The organism is Chryseobacterium sp. ZHDP1 (assembly GCF_018603435.1).
GTDB lineage: Bacteria > Bacteroidota > Bacteroidia > Flavobacteriales > Weeksellaceae > Chryseobacterium > Chryseobacterium indicum.
Genome location: NZ_CP075682.1, coordinates 3,073,547 through 3,086,288, shown reverse-complemented (window position 1 = coordinate 3,086,288; position 12,742 = coordinate 3,073,547). Strand labels below are relative to the sequence as shown.

Annotated in this window: 13 protein-coding genes; 3 read left to right on the top strand and 10 right to left on the bottom strand. The window is 35.4% G+C overall.

Annotated elements, in window-relative coordinates; translation table 11 throughout:
• Positions 1-488 precede the first annotated feature (488 nt).
• The 4 genes from feoB to KKI44_RS14010 form a co-directional block, all read right to left on the bottom strand.
• Complete coding sequence (feoB, locus tag KKI44_RS14025) at positions 489-2,522, bottom strand: ferrous iron transport protein B (RefSeq protein ID WP_214587841.1); 2,034 nt, start codon at positions 2,520-2,522, stop codon at positions 489-491.
• Complete coding sequence (locus KKI44_RS14020; protein ID WP_214587840.1) at positions 2,522-2,776, bottom strand: ferrous iron transport protein A; 255 nt, start codon at positions 2,774-2,776, stop codon at positions 2,522-2,524. The genes feoB and KKI44_RS14020 overlap by 1 nt, the downstream gene beginning before the upstream one ends.
• Positions 2,777-2,907: 131 nt before the next feature.
• Positions 2,908-3,819, bottom strand: coding sequence for a GLPGLI family protein (locus KKI44_RS14015; protein WP_214587839.1), 912 nt, complete (start codon positions 3,817-3,819; stop codon positions 2,908-2,910).
• Positions 3,820-3,941: 122 nt separating this feature from the next.
• Positions 3,942-6,653, bottom strand: a complete 2,712-nt coding sequence (locus KKI44_RS14010) for a TonB-dependent receptor (RefSeq protein ID WP_214587838.1) — start codon at positions 6,651-6,653, stop codon at positions 3,942-3,944.
• A 282-nt stretch (positions 6,654-6,935) separates the two neighbouring features.
• Between KKI44_RS14010 and KKI44_RS14005 the strand changes: the two genes are divergently transcribed.
• Positions 6,936-7,292, top strand: a complete 357-nt coding sequence (locus KKI44_RS14005; protein ID WP_214587837.1) for a helix-turn-helix domain-containing protein — start codon at positions 6,936-6,938, stop codon at positions 7,290-7,292.
• Positions 7,293-7,350: 58 nt separating this feature from the next.
• Here the strand turns inward: KKI44_RS14005 and KKI44_RS14000 are convergent, their stop codons facing one another.
• Positions 7,351-8,109 (bottom strand): GLPGLI family protein, encoded by a 759-nt coding sequence (locus tag KKI44_RS14000; protein ID WP_214587836.1) that lies wholly within the window; start codon positions 8,107-8,109, stop codon positions 7,351-7,353.
• A gap of 54 nt (positions 8,110-8,163) precedes the next feature.
• Complete coding sequence (locus KKI44_RS13995; protein WP_214587835.1) at positions 8,164-8,370, bottom strand: hypothetical protein; 207 nt, start codon at positions 8,368-8,370, stop codon at positions 8,164-8,166.
• Between the two features lie 623 nt (positions 8,371-8,993).
• Here KKI44_RS13995 and KKI44_RS13990 point away from each other — a divergent pair.
• Complete coding sequence (locus KKI44_RS13990) at positions 8,994-9,875, top strand: cupin-like domain-containing protein (RefSeq protein WP_087706597.1); 882 nt, start codon at positions 8,994-8,996, stop codon at positions 9,873-9,875.
• Positions 9,876-9,918: 43 nt separating this feature from the next.
• On the opposite strand, the gene KKI44_RS13985 is transcribed toward KKI44_RS13990, so the two are convergent.
• Entirely contained in the window at positions 9,919-10,197 is a 279-nt protein-coding gene (locus KKI44_RS13985; RefSeq protein WP_214587834.1) for a hypothetical protein, read from the bottom strand.
• A gap of 333 nt (positions 10,198-10,530) precedes the next feature.
• Here KKI44_RS13985 and KKI44_RS13980 point away from each other — a divergent pair, with 333 nt between their 5' ends.
• Positions 10,531-10,695, top strand: a complete 165-nt coding sequence (locus tag KKI44_RS13980) for a hypothetical protein (protein WP_157967254.1) — start codon at positions 10,531-10,533, stop codon at positions 10,693-10,695.
• Between the two features lie 46 nt (positions 10,696-10,741).
• Here the strand turns inward: KKI44_RS13980 and KKI44_RS13975 are convergent, their stop codons facing one another.
• The 3 genes from KKI44_RS13975 to KKI44_RS13965 all read right to left on the bottom strand — a co-directional run bounded on the left by KKI44_RS13975 (position 10,742) and on the right by KKI44_RS13965 (position 12,633).
• Entirely contained in the window at positions 10,742-11,872 is a 1,131-nt protein-coding gene (locus KKI44_RS13975) for a serine hydrolase domain-containing protein (RefSeq protein WP_214587833.1), read from the bottom strand.
• 85 nt (positions 11,873-11,957) lie between these two features.
• Positions 11,958-12,332, bottom strand: coding sequence for a hypothetical protein (locus tag KKI44_RS13970; RefSeq protein ID WP_214587832.1), 375 nt, complete (start codon positions 12,330-12,332; stop codon positions 11,958-11,960).
• Between the two features lie 19 nt (positions 12,333-12,351).
• On the bottom strand, positions 12,352-12,633 hold the full coding sequence (locus KKI44_RS13965; RefSeq protein ID WP_123891980.1) for a hypothetical protein: 282 nt from the start codon (positions 12,631-12,633) through the stop codon (positions 12,352-12,354).
• Positions 12,634-12,742: the final 109 nt, after the last annotated feature.

Below are 12,742 nucleotides of genomic sequence, written 5' to 3'. Positions count from 1 at the left end.
ACCTGTGAGTTGATTCTGAAAAATATTCCTGAATTTTTAAATAATCATTAAAAGTCATCTTATTTCAATCAAATATAATGAGGACTTATTATCTGATGAAATTACGGTAGAATGGAGAAAAGCACAACATCTTGATATCGGTTGTTTATTGAGATTGCTTCGTCATTTCATTCCTCGCAATGACAGAAAGTAATGATTATGGTAAAAAAGCTAGCCCCGATTGCAGCATTTGTCTGAGCTCATTTTAGATTTTCGGCGGCGGCTTTGCCGCCGCCGAAAATCTAAAATAGCGAGTGCGAAAAGCGGGAAACAGCTCCTGAAAAATTTATTCAAGATCTACGAACACCCACAATCTTTATCGCATCCGTTTCTTTTGGAACTGAACTTTTTCGGTGCGAAATTCTTTTTCAATATTCTGAATAAAGAGTAGCACGCGAATGCAACGATCAGTAAAACAATGATATATTGTAAAAGTAAGGAAGTATCCATTATTTTAAAATCTGATATACTATCATCGACACAAAATATGCCAAACCGGTCATCATAGCCACCTGTAAGCCAGTCCATTTCCAGCTTTTGGTTTCTCTGTAGACTACTGCAAGTGTAGAAACACACTGCATTGCAAATGCGTAAAATAAGAGGACGGAAACTCCGGTTGCAAAGCTGAAGACTTTCTCACCGTTCGGTTTTACGTCGCGTCTCATTTTATCGATTACTTTTACTTCGGGAGCATCATCTTCAAGACTGTACAGGGTAGACATGGTTCCCACGAACACTTCTCTTGCCACGAAACTTGTCAGAATTCCGACGCCCATTTTCCAGTCGTAGCCTAAAGGAGCAATTACCGGCTCAATTCCTTTTCCCATTTTGGCAAGGTAAGAATGATCCAGTTCCACATTGGTTGCCACGAACTGATCCGGCTTCTGTTTGGGTCCGAAATAGCTTAAAAACCAGATGATGATGCTCACAATGAAGATAATCTTTCCGGCTCCTGTAATGAATTCCCATACTTTGCCTAAAACCATTTTGAAATCATATGCAAAAAGTGGTTTTTTATAGGTCGGTAAATCCATCACAAGATAGGTTTTCCCTTTATTTTTGATAAATCTTTTGAGAATGGATGCGGAAAATAATGCGACTAAAAATCCTAACAGATACATTCCCATCAAGACCAAAGCCTTGTATTTTATTCCTAAAAATGTTCCGTCTGAAATAATAAGCCCGATAATGATGCTGTACACCGGAAGTCTCGCAGAACACGTCATAAAAGGTGTTACTAAAATGGTAAGCAGCCTTTCTTTTAAATTTTCTATATTTCTTGTTGAAATAACTGCGGGAATTGCACATGCCGTTCCCGAAACCAAAGGAACAATACTTTTACCATTCAGTCCGAAAGGTCTTAAAATACGGTCCATCAGGAAAACGACTCTTGCCATATATCCTGAATCTTCCAAAAGATAAAGGAAATACAGTAAAATTCCGATTTGTGGCGCAAAAACCACAATCCCGCCGATTCCCGGGATAATTCCGTTTGAAATTAATGAATTAAGCGGTCCTTCCGGTAAATGTTCTGAGGTGAAAGCGGTTAGCCATGAGAAGAAACTGTCGATCCAGTTCATCGGATATTCCGCTAAGAAAAATACACTCTGGAAAATGATTAATAAAATCAAAAGAAAAACGACGTATCCCCAGAATTTATGAACCAGTATTCTGTCTAGTTTTTCTGTTAAAAGTTCTTTGAACTGCGGTTTTTTAGAAATAACATCAGACAGAATTTTATCTGCAAACTGATATCTTCTTACCGTTTCCTGCACCTGCAGTCTTTTGGGAACCAGACTTTTGGAGTCCGGCTCGTTGATGAGTCCTACAATAGATTCCAGCTTCTCCAGATCTGTTCCCAGAGAAAGGCTCATCCACGCTTTATATTCGTTTTCAAATCCTTTGTGAAGAGATAGTTTTCTGATGAAATCTTTGTGCTCGGAAGGGGTTTCAAAAGAGATCTTTTCGGATGTTACGAATTGATTGTTGTAAACGGCTTCTTTTATTTCCTCAATCCCGATCTGTTCTTTAGCATTGGTCTCAAAAACTTTTATCCCTAAAGACTCAGATAATTTTTCAATATTGATGGTAATTCCTCTTCTTTCAGCCTGATCAATCTGATTAACCACCAGAATCATCGGAATTCCCAAATCCTGAATCTGCTGAAACAAAAGCAGTCCCCTTTTTAAGCTTAACGCTTCGAGAATGTAGATAACTCCGGCATAATTTTGCTGTTCATCAATAAGAAATTTAGAAAAAATAGCCTCATCTTCCGAACTTGGATAAATGCTGTAAGAACCCGGCAGATCGATGATTTCTACCTCTTCATTTTTGTAACTGTATGTTCCGGAATGGCTTGCTACGGTAACTCCTGCATAGTTTCCGGTCTTTTGCTTTTTATTGCTCAAAGCATTGAAAACCGTGGATTTTCCGACATTTGGATTCCCGACTAAAAGGATCTGTTTTTTGTGAGCGCTCTGCATTAATTCAATTCTTCAACAATGATATAATCTCCTTCTTCTTCACGAAGAGCAATACGGCTTTTTTCATCTCCAAATTCTACGTACATCGGACCTCGGAACGGAGCCTGATACAAAATTTTGAAGAAAGTTTCCGGAAGAAGCCCCATTTCAATGATCTTATTGGGCATTTTCAGGCTGTCGTTATCATACCCTACAATTTTTCCCAGTCTGTTTTTGGGAAATCCGCTCAACTTATGTAAATCCTTATGTTTCAAAGCCGATATTTTTGTACGTGCAAATATACGCTATTTAAATTTAATCTAAATAACGTGTGCTATGAAAAAAATCAACCCAAATGCATGAAAACATTTGGGTTGATTCAAATATAATTTAGTAAATATGAATGTTACTTTTTCTTTTTGTCTGTAGAAGCAGACTGGGTAAGCTCGATAGGATTGTTGTTGGCATTGAAGAAATCCTTATACATTTTTTCCTGCTTTTTCATCATATCTCCGATTGTCCCATCCATTCCCGGAATTGTTTTGGACATGATCTCCTGCGTCATCATTGGTCTTGCAGTAGCGAAAGGATCTTTCTTGAACTCGTTAAAGGTTTTTTCGAATTTTTCTCTCGGCATGTCGGTTACTTTTAAGCTCATGTTGGAAATTTTTTCTGCATAAGAAAGTTCTTCCCAGTTTGGCAATTTTCTGTTTCCCTGAAGCACCCATGAATAGTTTTTTGCATCATCTTCCACTTTCACGATCAGACCGGGAAGTCCTGAAAACTTATAAGGACCATCCTGAAATGGCAGTTCTGTAGTGAACCAAGCCGTCCATTTTCTTCCTCCGAATTCAGCCGTTGCTTTTTGTGCATTATAGGCTCCGATTTTTTCTTTTTCGTTAGAAATTTTCCAGTCGAATTTCGGAGTTTCCGTATATGCAATTCCCATTGGTGAAAATCCGCTTGCAATTCTTTCGATATACTGAATTTTCATATCAGGATATGTTTTCACCACTTTTTCTGAGAATTTCGGCATTCTGATAGACTTGGACATATCTTTAAATACTCCCGATTTCTGCATTGCTTCAATCTGAACTTTCATGATAGAATCCTGAGCAAGCATCGTATAATCTCTGTAAATTGATCTGTCTTTTACGATATCTAAAACCGTCATTACCTTTTCCAGTTTTGCAGAATCACTTTTCGGCTTGAAAGTAAGTTCATAAAAAAACCGGTTGGCAGTTTCTTTAGAGTCTTTGTCCTGTGCACTTACCAATACAAAAAATGCAACCAGAAACATTGAAAATAGTTTTTTCATTTTAAATAGAATGTTTATACAATTAGTTATCGGTTTCAGATTTTTGTTACAGATTTTTTTAATTTGTTGCTGAAGTTTCTTTTATCAAATAAAAAACCAGCCTTTGAAGACTGGTTTCCATTTTATTTAAAGTTGAATTTTACGGTAAACATGACCTGACTTGGACGAAGCTGAATTCTTGTGTAATTGGTATTTGTTGCATTAATTTCATACGTTTCAAATACCCTCTTATTTGCGATATTCATCCATTTCAATTCGAAATCGATTTTCTTTTTAGCCCATGTGAACTGATAAGAAAGATCATAGAATCCATTATTATATTTTGCATTAGCTGCATTAGTATTCACCTGATCCCAATTAAATCCAATAGTGTGGTTTTCTATAGGATAGAAGAAGAGTCCTAAATTATGGGTAAAACCTCTTCTTGCTGCATTGGAAACTACATCTCCCGTACTTGTCTGCTTTGTTCTGGAGAAACTTGCATTATAATCAATGCTCATCCAACTGAAATAGGTGTTGTTAAATTTTACTCCAAAAGACTGGCTGTTGTTCTTGTTCGTATAGGAAGCATTATCCAGGAAAGCGTCAGATTTTGCTGTATTATTACTGTAGCTAACAGAAGCATTTGTTTTGAATTTCGGGAAATATTTTCCTACTTCTACATTATATCCATTATTCAGAACATGATTATCCTGTTCCTTATACTGCATAATAGTATATCCTGCTTCGTTGATTGTAGGATTGGATATTAAGTTCCTCTTTGCATCAGAAAATCTGTAGTTAATGTTAAAGAACAAATTATTCAACGGATTTCTGTATTCGATTCTCGTTCCTGCAGATTTATTATTATTCTGAGGAATCGGATTGTTAATATCCATCGCACTGATTCCCGCTGGAGAAGTCATTAAAAATCCTGAATAAGCAGTGTTTATTTCACCAAAATTATTATTAACATTAGCATTTACGGAAGCTTTCCAGAAAGATGCAAATGTATACTGTGCAAAAATACTTGGTTCAAATGTCACTTTATTCACTTCTTTGGAAACCAGTCTTATCGGATCATCTGCTTTAATATTATTCGAGTTTACCGGGAAATTAGCATACAACATCCACGAATCGCTCTTATAATTCACCCCTAAACTTCCATAAGGTGTCGCTGTAGTATATTTCAAATCATTATTGTACTGTGAAGCTGGTGTAGGATTTGGGCTGGTAAAAGGATTTGTTATAATATTTGACAAACTCGAAACTAAATTAGTCGATTTAAAATTAAATCCAACTTCCGGAGTAAACGTCCATCCTTTTGTAGAAAAACCAATATTTGCAGAATGATTGGCTTCAAAAGTTTTAAGTCTTAAATTCTGACTTACAAAAGATGTAGATGTAGGAAGAAAACCGGGAATTGCCAGATAGGAAGCCGGTGAAACATCCAAAGTCTGTCTGTCTGTCTGGTAGCTGATGTACGATAATACATTTACCATTTTTTCTTTCCACGGAATAATGGTACTCAATGAGTTTTGGAAAGAAGTTGTAGGCGATTCTACTGCTTCATCTCCATGCGCTGTATAACTGCTTGCAGAACCTTTTACTGTTCTGTCAACAATCCCTCTGTCGGCGTTCCAATACTGAGAAAAGCTTGTCGTGTTTTTAAAGAATCCTTTTTTAGCGTTTTTAGTAAAAATTAATTCTCCTTTTGCCTTGTCTGTATAGAAATTATTGCGGATATTCTGTAATATTGTGGACGCTGGTCTTTTAGGCGTTGCAAAAAGATCCTGTTCATTATAAGATTCTCGTTCCACCGCATTGTTGGTATAATTGGCATTCGCTTTCAGCTCCCATTCTTTTTTCTTATCGATATTGGTAAGATAATTTGCAGATACATAATGAACGCTGTTCATGAGATATCTTTTTACCGGAAGATTCGGCGTACTTGCATTTTCTACATTCAGCCAGTCGTTTTGGGTTGCGTTGATTCTTCTTCCTTCAAATCTGTTTCCGAAAGACAGAATATTTCCTTCGTTTTCTACCTGTTCGCCATTATTGTTGGATTTGTAATTAACCACCCACTGACTTTTCTGTCCGAAGAACATCGGTGTAAGTTTTACATTCCATAGAAGCGGGCTTCCTCCAACTCCTACTTCTCCTCTCCCCGTCATCGTCACAGAATTCTTCAGCTTGATATTAATGGCTGCCTGATCGGAAGGAACCTTATCCTGTAAGATTTTTACCGGCTGGTGATTTTCCAGTACCTCAACTTTCTGTACCGCATCTTTCGGAAGCGAGTTGTTGATGGTTCCGTAACCACCTTCCATTAAGTCTTTTCCGTTAACGTAGAATTTATTGATTGCGTTCCCCTGATAAAGAATCGTTCCGTCTGTATTGACTTCAATTCCCGGCATTTTTTTCAAAACATCGGCTAATGTTCTGTCGCTTTTGCTGTCGAATGCCTTGAGATCGTAGGAAATGGTATCTCCTCTTGCCGTAACCATTTTTGTTTTAAGCTTCACCTCTTTAATTTCCGTTGCTTCGCCTTCCATTTTGAAGTTGAGCGTCTGATCGCTGTTGCTGATCTGCTTCGTTAAAGGCCGCTGGTTGAAAGCCTTTACTTTAAGGTCTACATTAGATTCTCCGGAAGTGAAGGTGACTTTGTATTCTCCTTTTGAGTTGGTAATTCCGTAGGCAAGAATAGCATCTTTTCCCGGCTCTTCCACCGTTACACTAGCACTCGGGATTCCCACTCCGTCTTCATCCGTGATCTTCCCCGAAACTGTTTTCTGTCCAAAAGCAATCACAGAGAAAAAAATCATCAGGAATAAAGATATTCTCTTTTTCATAATTTATTATTTGCTTAATTAGTTAATGGTTAAAGCGTTTTGTTACACGAGTATAAAGATTGCATTTATAGCAAAAAGTTAAAATCTTTTTATCACTACAAACATAGTGATATTTTTTTGATGTGTTGAAATTTATTTTTTAAAGTAAAGTTCCTTTCCTGATGAAAAATTTTCTATGCATTATGCTCTCAAATAGTATTTAATGAAAAGACCGAATTTTTGAAGTGTTTTATTATTAATTCTTTGGCTAATTGTATACATTTGTAAAAAACAATTTCATCTATGGGAGTAGGAACTAATCTTAAAAAGCTGAGAAGCAAAACAAAACTTTCTCAACAGGAAATTGCCGATATGTTGGGATTAGACAGAAATACATATACCAATTGGGAAAATGAAGCAACGGATATTAAGTCTCAATACATTCCGAAACTGGCTGAAATTTTTCAGGTGAAAATTCAAGACCTTTTTGATGATCAAAAAGACACGACATACAATAATCTTGAAAATGCTGATTTGAAAGACAATTCGATTGGTCAAAAAGATTTTCAACAGGGAATCATTATCAATATTACAGATTCTGAAGCAGCAAAAGTAATCAGTTCTCAGATTCAAGAACTGATAAAAAGTCTGAAAAAATAAGTCGGTTTTTTATCTGACATTTGTGTTTTGAGCCTTAGATTTTAAGGCTCTTTTTTTATTATTCAAAAGGTTTTAGCTCCAAAGGATTGTTGTACATTTTTTTCTTTTTATCAAATATTTCCTGAGTTTGCTTCCTCATCTCCTCATCCATTTGTGGGAATCCTGCAAGGGTAAATTCCATGTTATATCTTGCCTGAAGATAATTTTTTTTGTTCATTAATTTATAAGGGGAAAGATTAAATGTAAATTCATCAGAATTTTTTTCGACTTTTATTGCTGTAAAATGATAATCATCCCTTGTATCATACAATTCAAATATTAATCCGGGTAAACCTACAAATTTGTACGGTCCTAAAGATTGAGGATAATCTTTAGAAAAATACGCAATCCATCTTCTCCCAAACTTGTTTGTTGCTGCCATTTGACATTTAATTCCATTGATTATTTTTGTATCACTGTACAAAACCCATTGCAAAGGCTCACCTTCCTCATAACGAAATTTAGATTCCATTGTATTAGTAAAAACTGTAGTTTTATTATTAACTCTAATAATTCTTTCCCGAAAATAGTCACTAATTGCCCTTGTATCTATTCCCTTAGTTTCATATTGTCCCGTATCATTTAAATAATTTTGTGCCGCACCAAAATAATAATCCTGAGAGTTTCCTACTAAAACAAATTTTTGATTATGTTGATATTTTTCTCCCAATTGAAGTTTAGAATCATAAGTTACTTTTATAGTAGGATCAAATGCTACTTTTTGAGAAAAAATAACTGAAAAAATTGGTATAGCAAAAAATAAAAAAAATTTCTTCATATTGATAATATAGATATTGAAGATAGGCGGAATAATTCCGCCTACCAAATTAATTTAAGGATTAATAGTCACATCTGGTCGTACTCCACATTCTACTTCATTAACTGAAGCAATATAGCTTGCCATTTGACTATATGTCCAATTATCTGGAAAAGACGTGTAATGTTTCACACCACAAGTTGAATTCCAAACCGCCTGAACTCTCGCAAACGCCATAACGGAAATTCCGAACATGGCGCAAAATAAAATTTTCTTTTTCATAGAATTTTTTCTTTTAATTGTTAATAATAATTTTTCCCTAGCTATACAATTTTATCTAGAATAAATGTATAGTTCGGATGATGCATCATTATGACTTTAAAGAAATACATTCTGCAATCGTATCACAAAATGTTTCGCGAATTTCCATTTGTGTCATATCACAAAACTATGAATAATAATGTAAAACTATTGCATAAGAAAATCGGCAAATTAAGCCTTATTTTTTAGGCATGACAAAAAAAAATTTTATTTCAAAAATTAATAAAATTCATTAAAATTTATTTTGCGTTTTATAATTGGATACCTTTCATTGCTTTTTTTAGAATGAGATAGAAAAAATTCTATCTTTTCCCTTATATTATTCTCTTCAGGGCAAAAACCAGTTATAAATATTTTTTTATTTTAGCGGGAAGAAATGAATTTTTATTCATCAAATTGTGTTTTTACCCTGCAATTCTTTTTTGCAGGGTGTTTTTTTTAAAAAATTGTGCTTATAGAAATATTTCGCATTACTTTATCTTAGTCTAAATAGTTAAAAATGATTTGAATCATAGATTAAAAAAAGCTTAAATCTGTTAACATATATTTTTATTTAATAATTTTGTAACATTAAATTTTAAGAAATGGGAATTAATTTAAAGCCTATAGATATTGTAGATGACATTACTCAGGAAGAATTCATTGAAAAGTATCTGAAGCCGAGAAAACCTGTTGTCATTAAGAACATGGCAAGAAAATGGCCAGCGTACCAGAAATGGACCATGGAATACATGAAAGAAGTAGTAGGCGATGTGGAAGTTCCGTTGTACGACAGTTCGAAGGCTGATCCTGCAGCTCCCATTAATGCTTCTGCAGCCAAAATGAAATTCGGAGATTACATCGATCTTATCCAGAGAGAACCTACCGATCTTAGAATTTTCCTTTTTGACCCGATAAAATTTGCCCCGAAACTTCTTGAAGATTATATTTCTCCTAAAGAATTAATGGGAGGATTTCTGGACAAATATCCCAATATGTTTTTCGGAGGTAAAGGCTCTGTAACGTTCCTGCATTTCGATATTGATATGGCGCATATTTTCCATACCCACTTTAACGGAAGAAAGCATATTCTCCTTTTCGATTACAAATGGAAAGAGAGACTTTACCAGATTCCTTATGCAACGTATGCGTTGGAAGATTATGATATTGAAAATCCTGATTTTACAAAATTCCCTGCCTTAGACGGTGTAGAAGGTATTGAATGTTATCTTGAACACGGAGATACTTTGTTTATGCCAACCGGATGGTGGCACTGGATGAAATATCTGGACGGAAGTTTTTCTATCTCCCTTAGAGCCTGGGATAAATCCTGGGCAGTGAAGGCACATTCTTTATGGAATCTTACGGTACAGCGTAAATTTGATGACATCATGAAGAAAAACTTCAAGAAAAAATACATGGACTGGAAGGAAAAAGTGGCTGTAAAAAGAGCAGAAATCGCCCTGAAAAGAGGCTTACCAAGATAAAAAAAAGACGTTTCGGCTGAAACGTCTTTTTTATTGATTAAAATTACCTGATTATTTTCTCAATATTTCCTTTTGCACAGTTAAAAGCTTCTTCTGCTTCTTCGTAAAATATCTTCATTGAGATCTCAAACCCGCTTGCCATAAAAAAGGTAACGTGACCTTCAATATTGTAGCTCAAAAAGCCAATATGGTTTACATTAATTACCAATGGCTGCCCCATAACCTTTGCTCCTTCCAGTGCATTGGGCTTTTTAACATGGATAACGCTCGACGCTTTAACATAGATCAAACCGTCTGATGTTGTTTTAATTATATAACCCACAACCTATTTTTTTTGTAAAGGTATCAAATAAAATCACATGAAAAAATCCCCGAAAGATTCGGGGATTTAGTCAAAAGTATTAATATTTATAGTGATTGGTGTTTTTCCTTTAAAAAGTGATAAAAAATATTCCCGAATTGCTCCGGGAAATATTTTATATCCCTTATTTGTTTATTTTTTAATAGTTGCGTTTTAGTATTCAACTACTATGCCAAGAATATCAAAGAAATTAAAAAAAATATTTTTTTTGTTTTTGATACCTCATTAGAAGATTTACCCTGAAAACGGCATATTTTTAGATTAGCTCACTGTAACACACCAAAAAATATACATATGAAAGCAACTGCACAATCTGAAAACATCAATTCTCATTTTAACAGGGAAGTTGAACGTCAAAAAGCGCTTAAAGCACTTGAAAAAGCTAAGAGTATCAAAAGAAAAGTTGTTTTTCTTCCACAGGGAGCAACAGGAAATCTAAACTACAGAGATTCATTCTAAGTTTACTATCAAAAAAATAAGCTGCAAAAATTTTGCAGCTTATTTTTTATACTAGTTTTGTAAGTTCTTCTGCCAAAAGCTTTACCTGAAGCGGTCTTTTCTTTTTATCAACATCCAGCCTGTTGTAAAATCCGGTTTTCACGATCACCAGCTTTTTCTCGGGAATCATGATAATAAACTGCCCTAAAAAGCCATAAAAAAATCTGTAATGATGATCACTTTCATCATCTGCCCAGATTGTGTAGCAAAATGCATCGTTCTCTTTCGTGGGCGATAAAAGTTTTTCACAATATTCTTTGCTGATGAGCTGTTTTCCTTCCCACTCTCCTTTCTGCATAATGAATTGTCCGAGTTTTGCAAAATCTCTTGCTACGGCATGAATACAGCAGAATGCTTTTTCAACGCCTTTTTCGTCTATGCTCCATTTTGCATGAGATTCCATTCCCAAAGGCTGCCATATTTTTTCTGAAAGATAGGCTGCAAGATCTTTTCCTGTAGCTTCTCTTAACGCAAGACCTAATAATTGTGCTGCAACACTCTGGTATTCGTATTTTTCGCCCGGCCTTTCTTTAAAATCTATCCCAAAAGCCTGCTCCGCAAGATCGTCTACGAAATACTGTCTGGAATTCTCTGCGAAAGGATGATGGTATTCTTCTTCCCAATCCAATCCTGCCTGCATCGTCATCAAATGTTTAAAGGTGAGATATTTTCCGAAACGATTGTTTTTATATTGTGGAAAAACGGTGGAAATCAACTGGTTTTCAGATTCAATATATCCGTCATCTATCGCACAACCCGTTAAAACAGAAAGAACGCCCTTCGCCATTGAAAAGGAATTCATTAAAGAAGAAGCATCATGATCTTTCCAGTATTCTTCGTGCAGGAGTTTTCCGTCGTGAATTACCAGAAGAGAAGAAGCCCTTGTCTTTTTCAGCTCTTCCAAAACTCGTGCTGAAAGTTCTTTTTTATTGTAACTTATGTGTTTCTTCCATCGTTTCGGATGTCTGTTGTGAATAACCCGTGAAGGAAATTTTTCCTCATCATCTATTGAAGGAGTAAAAGGTCCTTTTTTTAAATTGATCGCTATAGCTTTAAAAATATATCCGTATCCCGAAAGAAAAACCACAGCAACAAATGCTGAAATTCCGGCGATACCTGCGGTTAGAAGTTTCCTCATAGTAAGTTTGAAAAATTGATGTTCAGATAAAATCTTAATAATCAACTATTCAAAGTATATGCCGCCAATTTTATGATTGGATTTTTTATTGTGCTGCATTATTAACAAGTAATTCTTCCATATTTCGGGTGACTTCGTTGCAGGAAAAACAGGCTTCTTTGCCATCCTGAGAAAACCATCTGCATTGCGAACGGATCGGACAAAATGATAATTCAGTATTTTTTGGAAAATTCAGATCCTGAACTTTTTTAGACAGAGAACATCTGGACTCTTCATGGTTCCATTGTCCGCATCCTTTTTCCACACATTTTCCGGTGAAACGGAATCGCTGTTCCAGATTTTCATTCTGCTCAATAAAATCTTCTGTAACGGTAAGAGGGGTTATAAACTGAACTCTTCCGTCTTTATTGACGACTCCGAAAAGCTGCGCCCCAACTTTTCCAACGTAGCTGGGACACATCTTTTTTGAAGAGTTAAAACTAGCCTCCATAAGCTTTTATCTGATTATGGATGTCTGTAACCTGCTTGGTAATATCAATTCCCGGCTTGAAAATAATGATTCCCCAAGGAAACCAGTCTTTCACTTTTAAGGGTTTAGTCAGTTCTCTGAAATTTCTGTGCGCGCCGAAAGCCTGTGTGTTGTCTACTTTAGAAAGTTCGGAAAGCACTACATTCTGAATTCCCTTGTCAATGTTTTTTAATTGTTCGTCGGTAAGGTCTACGCCTTCAAGAGAAACGAAAAATTGTTTTTTGGTTGCCATAATTGTCGTTTTTATTGGTTTTGTTTACCAAATTTCGATTTATAAAAATGAAATCCAGTCCGTAAAAACAACAATTTTACATGGGAAAAATACGGAATTTAAACACTGA